This window comes from Caulobacter sp. GW822-FHT01G02 (assembly GCF_058802865.1).
On record NZ_JBXAON010000009.1, the window covers coordinates 23,574 to 39,161 of the forward strand.

The 15,588-nt window shown below is 66.2% G+C and carries 18 protein-coding genes; 6 read left to right on the forward strand and 12 right to left on the reverse strand.

Going from position 1 to position 15,588, the window contains the following annotated elements; translation table 11 throughout:
- Positions 1-220: 220 nt before the first annotated feature.
- The 4 genes from AC1RNC_RS22960 to AC1RNC_RS22975 all read right to left on the reverse strand — a co-directional run bounded on the left by AC1RNC_RS22960 (position 221) and on the right by AC1RNC_RS22975 (position 2,567).
- The gene (locus AC1RNC_RS22960) at positions 221-622 is read right to left on the reverse strand and encodes a hypothetical protein (protein ID WP_492888373.1); all 402 of its coding nucleotides are present in this window, start codon (positions 620-622) and stop codon (positions 221-223) included.
- Positions 623-753: 131 nt separating this feature from the next.
- Positions 754-1,065: a hypothetical protein gene (locus tag AC1RNC_RS22965; RefSeq protein ID WP_492888374.1), complete on the reverse strand. Its 312-nt coding sequence runs from the start codon at positions 1,063-1,065 to the stop codon at positions 754-756.
- A gap of 117 nt (positions 1,066-1,182) precedes the next feature.
- Positions 1,183-1,782 carry an NADPH-dependent F420 reductase gene (locus AC1RNC_RS22970; protein WP_492888375.1) on the reverse strand — a complete coding sequence of 200 codons (600 nt, stop codon included), beginning with the start codon at positions 1,780-1,782 and terminating at the stop codon, positions 1,183-1,185.
- 50 nt (positions 1,783-1,832) lie between these two features.
- Positions 1,833-2,567 carry an SDR family NAD(P)-dependent oxidoreductase gene (locus AC1RNC_RS22975; RefSeq protein WP_492888376.1) on the reverse strand — a complete coding sequence of 245 codons (735 nt, stop codon included), beginning with the start codon at positions 2,565-2,567 and terminating at the stop codon, positions 1,833-1,835.
- Positions 2,568-2,759: 192 nt separating this feature from the next.
- On the opposite strand from AC1RNC_RS22975, the gene AC1RNC_RS22980 reads away from it, so the two are divergent.
- Entirely contained in the window at positions 2,760-3,659 is a 900-nt protein-coding gene (locus AC1RNC_RS22980) for a LysR family transcriptional regulator (protein WP_492888377.1), read from the forward strand.
- 107 nt (positions 3,660-3,766) lie between these two features.
- Here the strand turns inward: AC1RNC_RS22980 and corA are convergent, their stop codons facing one another.
- Positions 3,767-4,735, reverse strand: coding sequence for a magnesium/cobalt transporter CorA (gene corA, locus AC1RNC_RS22985; protein ID WP_492888378.1), 969 nt, complete (start codon positions 4,733-4,735; stop codon positions 3,767-3,769).
- Positions 4,736-4,855: 120 nt separating this feature from the next.
- Between corA and AC1RNC_RS22990 the strand changes: the two genes are divergently transcribed.
- A complete protein-coding gene (locus AC1RNC_RS22990) occupies positions 4,856-5,212 on the forward strand; it encodes a PilZ domain-containing protein (protein ID WP_492888379.1) in 357 nt (118 codons plus the stop codon).
- 18 nt (positions 5,213-5,230) lie between these two features.
- Here the strand turns inward: AC1RNC_RS22990 and AC1RNC_RS22995 are convergent, their stop codons facing one another.
- The 5 genes from AC1RNC_RS22995 to AC1RNC_RS23015 all read right to left on the reverse strand — a co-directional run bounded on the left by AC1RNC_RS22995 (position 5,231) and on the right by AC1RNC_RS23015 (position 11,218).
- On the reverse strand, positions 5,231-6,412 hold the full coding sequence (locus tag AC1RNC_RS22995) for a carbohydrate porin (RefSeq protein WP_492888380.1): 1,182 nt from the start codon (positions 6,410-6,412) through the stop codon (positions 5,231-5,233).
- A gap of 37 nt (positions 6,413-6,449) precedes the next feature.
- On the reverse strand, positions 6,450-7,781 hold the full coding sequence (locus tag AC1RNC_RS23000; RefSeq protein WP_492888381.1) for an ABC transporter ATP-binding protein: 1,332 nt from the start codon (positions 7,779-7,781) through the stop codon (positions 6,450-6,452).
- Between the two features lie 13 nt (positions 7,782-7,794).
- Positions 7,795-9,555: an ABC transporter permease gene (locus tag AC1RNC_RS23005; protein ID WP_492888382.1), complete on the reverse strand. Its 1,761-nt coding sequence runs from the start codon at positions 9,553-9,555 to the stop codon at positions 7,795-7,797.
- Positions 9,556-9,825: 270 nt separating this feature from the next.
- Positions 9,826-10,935, reverse strand: coding sequence for a nickel/cobalt efflux transporter (locus tag AC1RNC_RS23010; RefSeq protein WP_492888383.1), 1,110 nt, complete (start codon positions 10,933-10,935; stop codon positions 9,826-9,828).
- 7 nt (positions 10,936-10,942) lie between these two features.
- Positions 10,943-11,218, reverse strand: coding sequence for a metal-sensing transcriptional repressor (locus AC1RNC_RS23015; RefSeq protein ID WP_492888384.1), 276 nt, complete (start codon positions 11,216-11,218; stop codon positions 10,943-10,945).
- Positions 11,219-11,295: 77 nt separating this feature from the next.
- Between AC1RNC_RS23015 and AC1RNC_RS23020 the strand changes: the two genes are divergently transcribed.
- The 3 genes from AC1RNC_RS23020 to AC1RNC_RS23030 all read left to right on the forward strand — a co-directional run bounded on the left by AC1RNC_RS23020 (position 11,296) and on the right by AC1RNC_RS23030 (position 13,547).
- Positions 11,296-11,562 (forward strand): hypothetical protein, encoded by a 267-nt coding sequence (locus AC1RNC_RS23020; RefSeq protein WP_492888385.1) that lies wholly within the window; start codon positions 11,296-11,298, stop codon positions 11,560-11,562.
- A gap of 61 nt (positions 11,563-11,623) precedes the next feature.
- Positions 11,624-12,895 (forward strand): NRAMP family divalent metal transporter, encoded by a 1,272-nt coding sequence (locus tag AC1RNC_RS23025; protein ID WP_492888386.1) that lies wholly within the window; start codon positions 11,624-11,626, stop codon positions 12,893-12,895.
- Between the two features lie 34 nt (positions 12,896-12,929).
- Positions 12,930-13,547: a histidine phosphatase family protein gene (locus tag AC1RNC_RS23030; protein ID WP_492888387.1), complete on the forward strand. Its 618-nt coding sequence runs from the start codon at positions 12,930-12,932 to the stop codon at positions 13,545-13,547.
- Positions 13,548-13,819: 272 nt separating this feature from the next.
- Here AC1RNC_RS23030 and AC1RNC_RS23035 read toward each other — a convergent pair whose 3' ends face one another.
- Together AC1RNC_RS23035 and AC1RNC_RS23040 are read right to left on the reverse strand one after the other, a co-directional pair.
- Complete coding sequence (locus AC1RNC_RS23035; RefSeq protein ID WP_492888388.1) at positions 13,820-14,377, reverse strand: cytochrome b/b6 domain-containing protein; 558 nt, start codon at positions 14,375-14,377, stop codon at positions 13,820-13,822.
- Positions 14,378-14,663: 286 nt separating this feature from the next.
- On the reverse strand, positions 14,664-15,131 hold the full coding sequence (locus AC1RNC_RS23040; protein ID WP_492888389.1) for a ferritin family protein: 468 nt from the start codon (positions 15,129-15,131) through the stop codon (positions 14,664-14,666).
- A 172-nt stretch (positions 15,132-15,303) separates the two neighbouring features.
- Between AC1RNC_RS23040 and AC1RNC_RS23045 the strand changes: the two genes are divergently transcribed.
- Positions 15,304-15,582: a PepSY domain-containing protein gene (locus AC1RNC_RS23045; protein ID WP_492888390.1), complete on the forward strand. Its 279-nt coding sequence runs from the start codon at positions 15,304-15,306 to the stop codon at positions 15,580-15,582.
- Positions 15,583-15,588 lie beyond the last annotated feature (6 nt).

Genomic DNA, 15,588 nt, shown 5'->3' on the forward strand with positions numbered 1-15,588 from the left:
TCTTTCGCGCGACCGAGATGCTGAGACGCTGTGGTGTGGCGACGTCACGGCCCTGAAGGCTGACCTGGCGCAGGCCGGTGGCGATCTGGTCATCGAGAAGGCGCTGGCTATCGGCGCGACGCCGTTGAAGCGAATTGAAGTCGCGGGCCAAACGGTCGGCGTTGAGGTCGCCCGCGCGCCCAGCCTCAAGGCCCTTAAGCCGTAGCAGGGCAGGGACGTTTCATCGACTCAGCGCAGCCGCCGCCTGCATGAGCTCTGCGCCTCGGAGTTGGGCTTTGCGCAAAATGTCCACGTAGAGCTCGAGCTCACGTCGTGTTTTGATCGGAGCCCGATAGGCCGCCAGGCAAACGCCTTCTGCAAAGTCGTTGACCCGGATCGTGAGGTTGGCGCTGAAGGTCTCGTTGGCCTTGGCCGTCGCCGGCAACTCCCGCTTGAGGCGTTCGTAGCGCTCGAACGCCAGTGGGTAGTCCTTGATGAGCGTATCCACCTCGCGCAGACCAAGGTCCAAGAACGTGTACTGATAGCGCCGGTCGGGTCCGGCGAAGGCGAACTTGATCTTCCAGCCTTTCGCCGTGGCGATCAGCGATCCATCGGCGATCGCCAGGGCTTCCTTGATTTCCATCCGCTGACTTGCGCCCCCTTCACGCGTTTTGGCCCTTCAGTACCCAAGCGTTGCCAGGACGACCAGGCCGACGATTGCGACCCACAGCCTAAGCCAACGCTAGGACGTGAAACCGCGATTTGTTCATGGCGCTACCCCAGCGTCGCCTTACGCCTTTCCTGCGTCAGGCGCATCGCATCAGCGATTGTTGGCGCGGTGAGAAGCAGGTCGATATGTGCGTACACCCGCGCGGCCCGGTAGATGCCGTCGCCTGTTCGCACCTCGCGTGACGGACGGATCGGAGGACCCAAACGGTAGAGAAAATGAGGACGGATATCGCCTTCGGTAATATCAGGAAAGTGCGGGGAAAAGGCAGTGATGACCTCGTAGTCATCCACGTGATGGATCGACTGTAGCCGCCCAGCCCAGCGAAACGCGATGTAGTTGGGGGATTGATCGGCCATCCCTCGCCAACAGGATGGAAGTAGCGCCGATGGGTCTCGACCACCTCAAGGAAAGTGGTTGGTCCACGGCCCACAAAGCAGGCGGGAAGGGCGCGAAAACACCCTTCCCCGATTTGGTTACTGCTCCTTCTTGAACATGTTCTGGAAGATGAGCGGCCCCCAGGTAGGACCGCGAGCGTGCACGAGCGCGCCGCCTTCGTCGAACCGCCCCAGATTGACGGGGGCGAAGCCGAGCTGTTTGGCCAGGGCCGCCACGGGCGCGACAGCGTCTTCGTCGTCGCTCGCCAAGAAGACGACGCGATGTCCCCCCGGAACGATGGGATCCGCCGCAAGGGCGGTAGCGCCCAGGTGGTTGAACCCCTTCACCACCTTGGCGCCGTCATAGAGCTTGGCGACGAAGGCTGAAGACAGCAGCCCGTCCATCGCCTCCAGTGGCGCCTGCGAGTTCGTAACGTCCACCAGGGTCTTGCCTTTCCAGCTCGGCAGAGCCTTAGCGACATCGCGATGAGACTCCGAACGCACGGCCAGGAAGATCGTGTCGGCCTTCAGCGCCTCCTGAAGGGAGGTGGCGACGACGGTCGGGCCGATCGCGCTTGCCTGCGGGGCGAGGACCTCACGCGATTGGCGGCTGGCGACCGCCACCTCAATGCCGCGGCGCGCAAAGGTGTGAGCGAGGGCTTGGCCGATCTTGCCGAAGCCGATGATCGCGTAGTTCATGATGGCTCTCCTGAGGAGATGGTCCGCCGCTCGGGCGATCCAAGATAAGGTCAGATGGCCGAGAAGCCGCCGTCGACGGCCAGCTCCACGCCGTTCACGAAGCTGGAATCGTCCGAGGCCAGGAACAGCGCGGCTGCGGCGATTTCTTCGGGACGGCCCATCGTTCCCCGCGGGATCAGGGACTCGAACATCTGCTTGGCCTCCGGGGTGAGAACCTGATCCTGCATTGGCGTGGCGATCGGCCCCGGGTGCAGCACGTTCACCCGGATGTTCCGGCCCTTCAGCTCGTTAAGCCAGCCGCGGGCGAAGGCGTGGAGGGCCGCCTTGCTGGCCGCGTAGACGCTGTAGCCTGGGAACCCTTTGATCGAAGCCACAGACCCCGTCATGAATATGGAGCCGCCGTCGTTGAACAGGGGCAAGGCCTTCTGCACCGTGAAGAGCGTACCGCGCGCGTTCAGACCAAAGATCGTGTCGAAGTGCTGTTCGGTGATCTCACCAAGCGGCGCGGCTTCGCCCCAGCCGGCGCTTGCGTAGAGCACGTCGATCCTACCCTTCTCGCGCTTGACTGTTTCGAACAGGCGGTCGAGGTCGTCGAGATTGGCCGCGTCGCCGCGCACGCCTGTGACGTTCCGGCCGATCGCCTTCACCGCGTCGTCCAACGCGTCCTGACGACGGCCGGTGATGAAGACGTATGCCCCTTCCTCCACGAAGCGTTTGGCGCTGGCCAGCGCCATGCCGCTCGTCGCGCCCGTGACGACCGCCACCTTACCTTCAAGCTTGCCCATGATCTTTCCTTTCGGGTTCCGTTTGGCCGCCAGGGGCGGTCCGACAGCCTCGAAGTAGGTCTGGCATAGGCCGGCTTTCAGTGCGGAGCGGCGCACATCGGTGGTGCGGAAACAATCCGGTTGGTTGAGGAATGACGCAGAATGTGGCGCCACGAGCCTTGAAAATCGCTCGCTGAGGTGCAGGATCGCACCATGGCCTCAATCGACTGGGACGATGTTCGCTACTTTCTCGCCGTCGGGCGAGGCGGCTCGGTAAGAGCCGCCGCCGAACGCCTTGGCGTGAACCACGCCACCGTGCTCAGGCGCATCGCCCAGATGGAGCAACGGCTTGGGGTGCAGGTGTTCGAAAAGCGGCCCTCGGGCTACCGCCTGACGGCGGCGGGGGAGGAGGTCGTCGAATTCGCCGAGCAGATGGAAGCGTCTTCCCACCAACTGGAGGCGCGCGTCTTCGGTCGCGATCAGAGCGCGCGCGGTCTTCTGCGGATTACGCTGCCGCCATTCCTGGCCAATCTTCTAATGCCGGACCTGGCAGACTTCACCCAACGGCATCCGGATATCGAGATCGAGATCCTGTCGACCGGCGAAGTCGCGAACCTGACCAACCGTGAAGCCGATGTGGCGATCCGCTTCGTCGTCGATCGCAAGGCCCTGCCACTCAATTTGCACGGCCTGATGGGACCGCAGCTGGCCGGCGGCGTCTACGTGTCACGCGATCTGCTGGCCAGATGGCGCGTCGGCGCGACGGGGCCGATCAGGCCTATCGTCATCAATGATCGTGGCGTCCCGGACTGGGCCAGCGCGGGCGAGATAAAAGCGACGGGGGCGCCTTTCAGGGCGCCCGACGCGGAGGTACAGCTCGCGGCGGTTCGGCAAGGCCTCGGGATGACAAGGCTGCCGTGCTTCGTCGGCGACGCCGACCCCATGCTGACGAGGGCGCCGGGCATCGCGCCACGCCTGAATGGCGCGCTTTGGATTCTCACCCAAGGCGAGACGCGCAACACCAAGCGCGTCAGGCTCTTCATCGACTTCGTGTCCCAAAGGCTGGCCGGCCGCGCGCCGCTTCTTATGGGATCGTTGGCGCAGAACGACTGATGCGCGGCAAGATCTCACCACGCTGAATGTCTCGTTCCCGGAGCGCAGCCAACTTCTGCTGTTGGCGCGATAACGCCGATCGGACTAGAGGCGCGACGCCGCTAGCGTTAAAGCCATTTGGCGCGTTTGAATCGGCGGTAGAGCAAGCCACAGATTAGCGTGATGGCGCCAAGCACGAGGAAATAGCCGTATTTCCAGCGCAGCTCAGGCATGTGCTCGAAGTTCATTCCATAGATGCCGGCAATGGCCGTCGGCACAGCCAGGATGGCGGCCCAGGCGGCCAGTTGCCGAGTGATCGCGCCCTGGCGCTGCTGCTCCATGAGGGTGCTGATTTCGAACACCGACGACAGGACGTCGCGCAAGCCTTCGACCAGGGCCGCAACGCGCTGGATGTGATCGCGCACGTCGCGGAAATAGAGGCGCACCTCGCTGTCGACGCAGGGCACGTCATGGTGTTCGAGGTGGCTGGCCACCTGTTCCATCGGCCCCAGCAGCTTGCGAAACTTCATCAGTTCGCGCCGCAGGGTGAAGATCTTGGTCACCTCCGCGCGGCTGAGGAAGGCGTCCAGCGCGTGACGCTCCATCAGCTGGATCTCTTCCTCGATGGAGTCGACGATCGGCAGATAGCCGTCGACGATGAAGTCGAGCACGGCGTGCAGGACATAGTCGCCGCCGTGGGCCAGCAGGGTTGGAGAGGCCTCGAGCTGGGCGCGCAGCTCGTTATGGGCGCGGGCCGAGCCATGGCGCACCGTGATGATATGGCGGGGGCCCAGGAAGATGTCGGTCTCGCCATAGGCGATATGGTCGGTCTCGAGGTGTGCGGTCTTGGCGACGATGAACAGCTGCTCGCCGTAGACATCGACCTTGGGCATCTGCCGAGCGCTCAGCGCATCCTCGACGGCCAGCGGATGCAGGTCGAAACGGTCCTGTAGGGTCCGAAGCTCCGCCTCGTTAGGCTCAAAGAGGCCGATCCACAGGAACTCGCCCTCGCGCGGCTCCAGGCTGTCGGGTTGGTCGAGAAAGACCTCTCGAGCCCGCTTTCCGGCGGCATAGGCGAAAGCGGCGACGACGCTCATGGATTCTCCGGCGATCACTGACACTTCGATGAGCGCGCTATGGCATGGAAAGGCCTCCCATCCCAGGTGGCGTCGGCCTTCGGCAACCTAAGCTCAAGCTTTGAGTGAGATGCTGCAGCCATGTCGCCGTTCGAGACCTCGCCCGTCCAGCGCCCGGTGGAGCGCCGAAGCGCGCAGCGCCAGCGCACGTTGCTGGCGGGCCAGCTGGCGTATGGCGAGCCGGCGGTCACCGTGCCTTGCGGGATCCGCAATGTCGGCCCCGGCGGCGCCCTGATCGACCTGCAGGCGCCGATCCTGCTGGCCGGTCCGCTGCGGCTTCTCCTGGCGCGCGACGGCCTGGTCTACGACGCCAGGGTGATCTGGCGTCGCGGCCTGAAGATCGGCCTGGCGTTCGGCGAGCCCCACGACCTGCGACAGGTGGTCGATCCTCAGGTGCGGATCCTGCAGGCCATCTGGAAGGAGATGGCGCCGCGCTAACCGTGCCTGACGGACCGCTCAGTCGAGCGGCGCGTCGACCGGATGCTTGAAGGTCAGGCTTAGCCGAAGGCCGATGATCAGGGCGTTGTCCAACCCGGCCTGTGAGGCGGGATGGATGACGTACTGGACGTCTGGCTGCACCGCGAGCCCCTGATAGCGATAGGTCAGCTCCAGGGTCGTTTCCGCCTTCGGTAGATCGTCCGATCGCCTGGCGGGCCCACAGATCCCAGCGTGGGCGATGGCGAGGCCGAATTGGTCGTCCGGGCGATCGGGGAAGGGGGCGGATTTGACCAGGCCCAGGCCCAGATAGTCGCCGACGACTTCGATGTTGGGATCGGCGAAGCCCGCCCGAACCCAGCCGCTCCAGTTCTTCAGCCCCGGAATTGAGCCCTGCACATAGGCATAGGCGCCGCCCTGGCCCCGCTGGCGCGCCGGACGGTCCAGGCGGTCGAAGGACGCCGTATAGCGCCAGGCGCCGAACGAGGCCTGGACGTCGTCGGAGACCGCCCAATCCGCCTGGCCGATCAGCAGGGCGCCGTCGCGGCGGCTGAGCTTGACGGCGGCGAAGGCCTTGGGGTGGTCGGGATCGCCGGGCACGCCGTCGAACGCCGCCGCGCGCAGGGTCAGGGACGGCGAGGCCTTCCACACGCCATGGACGCCGAAGGCGCTGACCGGAAAGATCGACGGACCATTCAAGCCGGTCTGGGCCAGGTCCGGGCCGATGCCATGCGAGCTGTTGAGGAACAGGCCGGCCGGCGCGATGCTGTCGAAGTCGGCATTGAGGTCCATCAGGCCGACGCGCACCGCCCCGGTCTTCCAGAGGCCGCGCTCGATCCAGGCCTCCATCAGTCGGTCGGTGCTCAGCGCCTCGATATTGCTGGCGGTCTGGATGTCGCCGACCCGGCCGCCGCTGAGGCGTTCGCCATTGGTGCGGAAATATTGCAGCCGCGCCTTCCAGTCCGGATGGCCCAGGGCGTCGCCGTCGAAGCCGAGCGCCACCTGCAGCTTGTTGAGCTGGGTGTCGCCGACCTTGAGACCGCCCCTGGTGTTGCGCCACAGGTCCAGGGTGTCGTGGATCGTCAGCGACACCGGATAGGTCGGCGCGAAGTTCTCGTCCTCCGCCCAGGACAGGCGCGGGGCGAGGCTCAGCAGGCATGCGGACGCGACCGCGAAGATACGCGTGCGAAAGAGGATCGCCATGGGGATCTCCCGTGGGAAGCGCGAGGCGAAGCGCCGGTCAGTTGGGATCGTCGAGGGTGAAGCGGTCGGCGCCCTCGTCATAGGCGAAGGCCTCGGCGTAGCGCGCCCAGTTGGTCACCGCCTTCAGGGTCTGGCTGGCGTAGTCGGGCGACATGGAGTCCTCCAGCTCGTCACGGAACCGCACGGCCGGCGCCTGGTGCGAGGCGCGCTCGTCCAGCACCCGGCGAATGTGCCCCGCGAGCGGCACATGGGCCAGAAGGTGCTGGGCGAAGAGCTGCTTGCGATCATCGACGTCGGCTTCGACGTAGCGTCGCGCGGCTGGCGTCAGGCGCAGGCCGCCGCCTTCCAACTCGACGAACCGCAAGAGCTGCAAGGTCTCGGCGATGGCGAACAATTCGTCGGCCTCGTATTGCAGTTCCTTGGCCAGCACGGGCAGATCGGCCTTGCCCTCGTAGGGCGCGGCGCTGACCGCCTCCATCAGGCCGGCCAGGGTGTTGGTCGAGACGCGGGGCAGCACCATGCTGATCCCCGTGCCCGGGAACAGCCCCTCGTTCTGCCGCCCGCCCTGGGCCTGGCCGGGCTGGGTCATCTGCACGTAGATGCTCTCGACCAGGGCCCGGAAGGCTGGGTCGAGGCGATTGCGAGGCTGCGGCAGCTCGACCTTGATGGTGGAGACGACGCGCCCCGGATTGGACGAGAACACCAGGATGCGGTCGCACATCAGCACGGCCTCCTCGATGTTGTGGGTCACCATCAGGATCGACTTGATCGGCATCCGGCCCTCGCTCCACAGGTCGAGCAGGTCGGTGCGCAGAGTCTCGGCGGTCAGGACGTCCAGGGCCGAGAACGGCTCGTCCATCAACAGGATCGAGGGATCGACCACCAGGGCGCGGGCCAGGCCGACACGCTGGCGCATGCCGCCCGACAGCTCCTTGGGATAGGCGTTCTCGAAGCCGTCCAGGCCGATCAGGTCGATGGCGGCGAGCGCCCGCCGGCGGCGCTCGTCCGGCTTGACGCGCTTGGCCTCCAGCCCGACCTCGACGTTCTCCTGCACGGTCAGCCAGGGGAAGAGCGCGAAGCTCTGGAACACCATGCTGACCGTGGTCGGCGCCTCGCCGGCGCGCTTGGGAAACTCGATCTCGCCGGAGGTCGGCTGGATCAGGCCGGCGATCGAGCGCAGCAGGGTCGACTTGCCCGAGCCCGAGCGCCCCAGCAGGCCGACGATCTCGTTGTCGCACAGGGTCAGGTCGACATCGTCGAGCACCAAGAGGTTGGCGCCGCCGGCCTTGCCGTACTGGTGGCGGACGTTGCGGACCTCGACAAGGCGGGTGTCGTGAACGTGAGTGAAGTGGGTGGTGGTGTGGGTCATGGGGAGTTCCTCCCTAAGCCAGACGGAGTCGACGCTCGGCGAACCGGTACATCGGTCGCCACAGGGCGCGGTTGAAGGCGATGACGAAGATCGACATGACGGCCACGCCCAGGGCGACGCGGGCGTAGTCGCCGCTTGCCGTGGCCTTGGCGATGAAGGCGCCCAGGCCCGCGGCCTCCAGATGCTTGTCGCCCCAGGTGACGGCCTCGGCGACGATGCTGGCGTTCCAGGACCCGCCCGAAGCCGTCAGGGCGCCGGTGACGTAGTAGGGAAAGATCCCGGGGATCCCCACCTGCCGCCACCATTGCCAGCCGCGCATCCCGAAGATCCCGGCCGCCTCCTTCAGGTCGCTGGGAATGGCGCTGGCCCCGGCGATGACGTTGAACAGGATGTACCACTGGGTCCCCAGCACCATCAGGGGCGACAGCCAGATGTTGGGGCTGAGGTGGAAGGCGACGATGCCGGCCACCGCGAACGGGAACATCACATTGGCCGGGAAGGCGGCCAGGAACTGGGCGATCGGCTGCAGGCGCTCGGCCCAGGCCGGGCGCAAGCCGATCCACATGCCGACCGGAACCCATACCACCGTCGCCAGGGCGATCAGCACCACCACCCGGACCAGGGTCGCCAGGCCCAGGCCAAAGGCGGTGACGAGATCGGCAAACACCAGGTGGGCGCTCAGATATTCCCACAGCACCCAGGCGCCGGCGAGGCCCAGCCCCACGACCAATGCGAGCCAGAGACCGTCCAGCGCCTTGCCCAGCCAGGCAGGCGGCGCCAGGCGGTCGAGGCGGACCGTCGGCGCGGCCGGCCAATCGACGGCAGCCATGACCTTGGCGGGCCAGGACAGCGGCGCGGAGGCCGCGCGCAGCCAGCGGGTGCGGCGCACCAGGTCGTAGAGCCACGATCCCGGGCGTTCGCCCGAAGCGGTCTGCTCGAAGCGGAACTTGTCGGCCCAGGCGACGATCGGCCGGAACACCAGCTGATCGTAGAGCACGATGACCACGGCCATGGCCCCGACGCCGATGGCCACGGCCTTCATGTCCTGGCGGGCGATGGCCAGGGACAGCCAAGAGCCGATCCCCGGCAGGGTGACGGTGGTGTCGCCCACGGTGATGGCTTCCGAGGCCACGACGAAGAACCAGCCGCCCGACATCGACATCATCACGTTCCACACCAGGCTGGGCGTGGCGAATGGCAGCTCCAGCCGCACGAACCGCCGCCAGGGCGAGAAGGCGAACTGCCGGCTGACCTCGTCCAGGTCCGATGGGATCGAGCGCAGCGACTGGTAGAAGCTGAAGGCCATGTTCCAGGCCTGGCTGGTGAAGATGGCGAAGATCGCCGCGCACTCGACGCCCAGCTGGCGGCCGGGAAACAGCCCCATGAAGAAGGTGACGGTGAAGGTCAGGAAACCCAGCACCGGCACCGACTGCAGGATGTCCAGGGCCGGCACGATGATCAGCTCGGCCTTGCGGCTCTTGGCCGCCAGGGTCGCCACCGTGAAGGTGAAGATCAGCGAGGCGCCCAGCGCCAGGAACATCCGCAGCGTGGTCCGCAGGGCGTATTCAGGCAGGCGCGCCGGGTCCAGCGTCACCGGCGCGGCATGCAGCACGGCCAGGGACTGGCCCATGTCGTCGGCCCCGCGCACGATCAGAATCGCGGCGGCGGCCAGAAGCAGGAAGGCGATCAGATCCGCCCAGGACGGGGCGGTTCCGACGCGAAGAAAGCGCGCGATCGGGCGCGCGGCCTTGGGGTCTCCGGACAGGAAAACCATGGGGCTCTACCTCGTTTATGGGCCGCGAGCGGCCGTCACCGAGGGAGCCTGAAACCAGACCCTACCGGGACGCCTCTCGCGGCGTGTTGGATCGACTGTGACTGTCGCTGGGCATGGGTTCGGGGTTTCCGTTGATGTGTCGAGCGATCCTCCTGGGGAGGATTGCCGACGGCCGCGAAATGATCCTCGAAAGCGGCGCTGTCAAGCGGCTTGTCGCGCCGCAACAAAACTTTCGTGGGGCCGCCTTGCGCGTCTGGGGCGAGGCGCGGCTCAGCTAAGAATCGCTCGCGCCGCCTGGGCCGCGAGAGCCAGGCCGACGAGGATGATCAGCGCGCCGGAGGCATAGGGCGCGCGGCGGGCGAAGGCCGAGAACGCCCCGGCGAAACGCCTTTCGGCATGGCGCACGCCGAGCGCCGCCACGACCCCGACGGTGACCATGGTGACGGCCAAACCGATCGAGAAACACAGCACCAGGGTGGCGCCCAAGGCGACCTGCTTGAGCTGCAGGCAAAGCAGCAGCACGGTGATGGCGGCCGGGCAGGGGATCAGGCCGCCGGTCAGGCCAAAGAGCACGATCTGCCCCGTGGTCACGTCCCGGCCGGCGAAGCGCTTCTTGATGTCGTTGGCGTGGGCCCGTTCGTGGGCGTCCTGATAGCCGGGATCCGCGACGTCCAGGCCGTGATCATGCCCGTGGTCATGCTCGGCGAAGACGACGTCGAAGTCATGGCCGTGACCGCCATGGGCGATCGACAGGCGCGCCTCGAAGGTATGGGGCTCGGGGATCGCGTCGATCGATTCCAGAAACGCGCCCCGGTCGATGAAGACGAAGGTCTGCACCGCGCCGTCCGGGCGGGTTGTGGTGACGGTCAGTTCGCTGGCGCGAGGGGCTTGGCCGCGTTCGGCCCTAACCCGGAAGCACGGCGGCATCTCGTCTTCGAAGATCGCTAGGGCGAGGAGACCATGGCCAGTGTCGATGCGCCGAACCTCATCATGAGCATGGTCATGGTGGTGGTCATGCTCGCTAGCTTCGGCGCGGCCATCGCGCCACGTGCGCCACACCATCCATAAGGCGACCGCGATGATGATCACCGCCGAGGCCAGCTGGAACCAGGGCTCGGCGGTGTCGAGGTTGAGGTTGCGGCCAAAATAGAGGCCCGTCAGGCCGATGATCCAGACGATCAGCGTGTGGGAGGCGGTCGCCGACAAGCCCAGCAGGATCGCCTGCCAAACCGTGCCGCGCACCGCGACGATGAAGGCGGCCATCATGGTCTTGGAGTGGCCCGGCTCCAGGCCATGCAGGGCGCCGAGCAGCAAGGCCGAGGGCACGAACAGCCAGGCATGGCCCGCGCCCTGCGCGAGGAGATCGGCCAGGGATGCCATAGGCGCCTCAGAGGTACTTGGTGAGCTGTTTGAGTTCGTCCAGCGCGTGGCCGGCCGCGTCGGGCCCATCCTCGGCGGCATGGACCAGGCAATGGTCGATATGGTCGTGGATCAAGGTCTTCTTGGCCGCCGCCACGGCGCGCTCGACCGCATGCAGTTGCTGGGCGAGCTCCATGCAGGAGCGGCCAGACTCGATCATGCCGATGACGTTGCGCAGGTGCCCCTCGGCGCGTTTCAGCCTTTTGACGATCTGGGGGTGGGTCTCGTGAACGACGTGGGCCATCGCATTGACCTATCCTCCCCGGGGGGATAGGTCAATGCGGTCCGCTCCGCACTTGCGGCGGCGCCTCGCCGTGGTCATTGTCGAGCGACGACGGCCCGTTCGCCGCGTGGCGCCGTGCGGTTCTGGAGATCCCGGTGGACCGGATCGAGCGCAAGATCGCCATATGGAAGATGGCGCTGCTGATCGCCGGGGCGCAGCGCCTCAACGCGGCGGTGAGAGAGCGATTGACAAGACGTCGACGCGGGCGATGGGTCGTGAAGCTGATGATCAATGTCTCGAGCCTGCTGCGGCGCGCCGCCAACGAGACCTACGACGCCGAAATCCGGCGACTTCGCCGAAGATGACGACCTGGCCGCGATCGGGATCGGCGCCGATGGATCAACCCCTGACCGTCTGGAGCCCTGCGTGAAAACCGCCGTCCGTGTCCTGCGCCGCGCCAGTATCTTCAAGAGCCTTGGACCGGGGCTGATCACCGGCGCGGCCGACGACGATCCCAGCGGCATCGCGACCTACTCCCAGGCCGGGGCGCAGTTCGGCGTCAACATGCTGTGGACGATGGTCTTCACCTATCCGCTGATGACGGCCATCCAGATGATCAGCGCCCGCATCGGCCGGGTCACGGGACTTGGTCTGGCCGCCAATATGGCGCGCGTCTTCCCACGGGGCGTCGTCACCTTGCTGGTGGTCCTGCTGTTCGTCGCCAACACCGTCAACATCGGCGCCGACCTGGCGGCCATGGGCGCGGCGGCCAAGCTCACCCTGGGCTGGGGCCAGCATGTGTTCACCTGGCTGTTCGCCGCCATCTCCTTGGCGCTGCAGATCCTGGTGCCGTATCACCGCTATGTCCGCTATCTCAAATGGCTGACCCTGGCGCTGTTCGCCTATGTCGCCGTGGTGTTCACGGTCCACATCGACTGGGGCCAGGTCGCGCTGCGCACGCTGATGCCCCAGATCGCCCTGACCGGCGCCGCGGTCACGCTGGTGGTGGCGATCTTCGGCACGACGATCAGCCCCTATCTGTTCTTCTGGCAGGCCTCCGAGGAGGTGGAGGACGAGGAGGCCGATCCCGACACCGGCTCGCTCCTGGCCAATCCCGACCAGGCCCCGGCGCAGCTGCGCCGCATCCGCTGGGACACCTTGCTGGGCATGGGGTTTTCCAACCTCATCGCCTTCTTCATCATCCTGACCACCGCCGTCACCCTGCACGCCGCCGGCAAGACCGACATCCAGACCTCGGCCCAGGCGGCCGAGGCCCTGCGGCCCATCGCCGGCGACTTCGCCTTCTTCCTGTTCAGCCTGGGCATCATCGGCACCGGCCTGCTGGCCGTGCCGGTCCTGGCCGGCTCGGCCGCCTACGCCATCAGCGAGTCGCGTGGCTGGAAGACGGGCCTGGAGCGCCCGGCCAGCCAGGCCATCGGCTTCTATGGCGTCATCGGCCTGGCCACCGTGCTGGGGATCGCCATCGACTATTCGCCGATCGACCCGATCAAAGCCCTGTTCTGGAGCGCGGTGCTCAATGGGGTGATCTCCGTGCCGATCATGGCGGCGATGATGGTGGTCGCCTCGCGTCGCCACGAGATGGGGTCGTTCATCGCCACCCTGCCGCAGAGGATCTTCGGTTGGGCCGCGACGGGGGTCATGGCTGTCGCCACGATCGCCATGTTCGTGCTGCGATAGCGCCCAAAGCCTAGATCAATTGAGAGCGTCAGATTTGACCAAGCTGATTCTGACCCGCCACGGCCACGTCGAGGGCATTCACCCCGAACGTTTCCGAGGGCGGATCGAACTGGAACTGACTGAACTTGGGGCGCGGCAGGCCGCGCGCACCGCCGCTTACATCGCGGGAAACTGGACGCCCTCGATCGTCTACAGCAGTCCCATGCAACGGTGTCGCCGGACCGCCGAGGAAGTCGCGCGCGCCTGCGGCGACGTCGGCGTCGTTGTCACCGAAGACCTCCACGATCTGGACTACGGCGCCTGGCAGTGGCGCACCCATGAAGAAGTCCAGAAATCCGATCCCGAACGGTTTGGCCTCTGGCGCACATCGCCGCACTTGGTGCGGTTTCCGCAAGGCGAGGCCTTGCAGGACCTCGTCGCGCGGACAGCCGACGCGCTGAGGCTCGCCCTTGAACAGTACCCCGGCGAAACCGTGGTGTTCGTCGGCCACGACAGCGTCAACCGCGCGCTCCTGCTGCAACTGCTGGATCAACCGCTGAGCGCCTACTGGCGACTGGCCCAGGATCCTTGCGGCATCTCCGAGGTGGACATCGATGGCGGTGGCGTGAAAGCACGTCGGATCAACGAGATCGGCCACCTGCACGACCTTTGAACCTCGGACTGAGTGGTCGCGCCGAAAGCAGAGGCGCCAAGGTCGGCGCCGCGTCAATGCGGTCTGTTGCCGACATCGCCGCCAGCGTCACGCTAGAGTCGAACTTATTCGCGCGCCGGTTTGAAGGTCGAGTTTCCGGCGCGGTTCCAGAGTCTGCAATTGGCGCCAGTCAGCCCCACGTCGTGAACGGAAAAGCGCATCTATCGTTCTCTACTTGGAGTAACGCTTTTGCGATCGGGGGCGCAGCTAGCGATCTGCCGAGCCTTCTAGATTCATTTAGGCGGAGACTTGGACACGCCCAGGATCATGAAGCGGGCCAGGGGACGCTTGAAGAGCAGCAGGTAGGTGACGTGACCGGCGACCAGAAGCATCAGGCCGTTGCCGAACAGTTCGTGGATTTCACCGAGCGGACTTTCCTCGCCCCCCTCATCCTCTTCGCCACCCTCGTGCTCGCCGCGCGTTTCCACTTGCGCCGCGACCGGTCCGGATGCGGGACTTGAGGCGGGTTTGAGGGCTCGCCCCCGATCCATCGCGATGCCTGTCCCGGTCACCCCGATCAGGCAGACCGCGATGCCGAGCAGCAGGACCCGACTGATGGCCGGATGGGTGAAGGCGTTGTCGAGCTTGAGGCCATGGATCTGCGGGTAGAACCGCATGAGGCCCAACTGGGGCGCGCCCGTCAGCGCCATGATCACGCGCACCAGGATCACAACCGCCACGCCATAGCCAAGCCAGGCGTGAACAGCCCCCCATTCGGTGCTGAAATAGGCCGCGAGCACCAGGACGGCGAGCACGGCGTGGTAGGCCCGAAGGCGCGTCATGACCGGCATGGCCAGCCCTTTCTCGGTGTTGAGGTTGCGGTACGATCGCGCCAAGGACCACAGGCGGCGCGTAATCTTTAAGGCTGTCGGGAAGACGATGCGTCGGCGGCCAGATCCTGTCAGAGCGCCGCCAACGGTCTGCCAGTGATCAGACCCCTTTCGGGTCCGACCGCTTGGCGATCTCGCATGAGATCGCCGTCTGGAATGGCCGCCTAGATGACGTCAATTCGCCGGGGCGCGGGACGTTCCGCGCCAAGCGGCCGCCTCGGCCACAATCTGGCCGAGGCGCTTGGCGTTACTTGCCGGCCAGCTGGTCGTGCGCGGCCTTGTAGCGGGCATAGTGGTCGCCCTCGTCGGCGGCGATCTGGCGAAAGAGGGCGGCGGTCTTCAGGTCGCCGGCCTTCTCCGCCTGATCGGCGAAGCCGATGTACATGGTCTTGTTTTCGTATTTCTCGCCGGCCATGGCGTCGAGCAGGTTGGCGGCGTTGGTTCCGTCCAGCTTCAGGGCGTCGGCCTCACGCGCGAAATGCTCGTTGGCTTCGACATTGGCCGAGTCCTCGAACAGCTTGGCCAGGGCTTCATTGCCGCCTTCGCGGGCGACCTCGGCGTAGCGACGGTACTTGAGGTTGGCGAAGGCCTCGCCGTGCATGGCGGCCTGCAGGTTCTCGCGGGTCTGGGGCGACAGAGTGTCGGCGGCCAAGGCCGGACCGGTCGAGACGATGGCGGCCAGCGCAGCGGCGGCCAGAAGCTTGGTCAGGGTCATGGGAAGTCTCCGAGGGCGCGCGGTTCGCGCTCCGCCAACCTCCGCCCGCGGCCTGACGAAAACCTGACAGGCCAGGCGATCGTAAAATTGGCGTCCGTCAGGTTTTCGTCAGCCGCCGCGGTCAGCCTGGCGATCAAGGAGCGCCCGCTCCGGATTTCAACGGAGAAAGTCCATGCGCAAATTCTTGATCTCGGCGACCATCGCCGCCGCCACCCTGTCCATCGCCGGCGCCGCCGTCGCTGGCCCCAAATGCACGACCGAGCCCAAGGCCAAGTGGCTCACCGAGGCCCAGATGAAGGCCAAGATCGCAGCCCTGGGCTACACCAAGATCAAGGTCTTCCAGGTCAGCGGCAGCTGCTACGAGATCTATGGGATGAACAAGGCCGGCAAGAAGGCCGAGGTCTATTTCAACCCGGTCACCGGCGCGATCGTCCAGGACAACGAGGACTAGACGCCG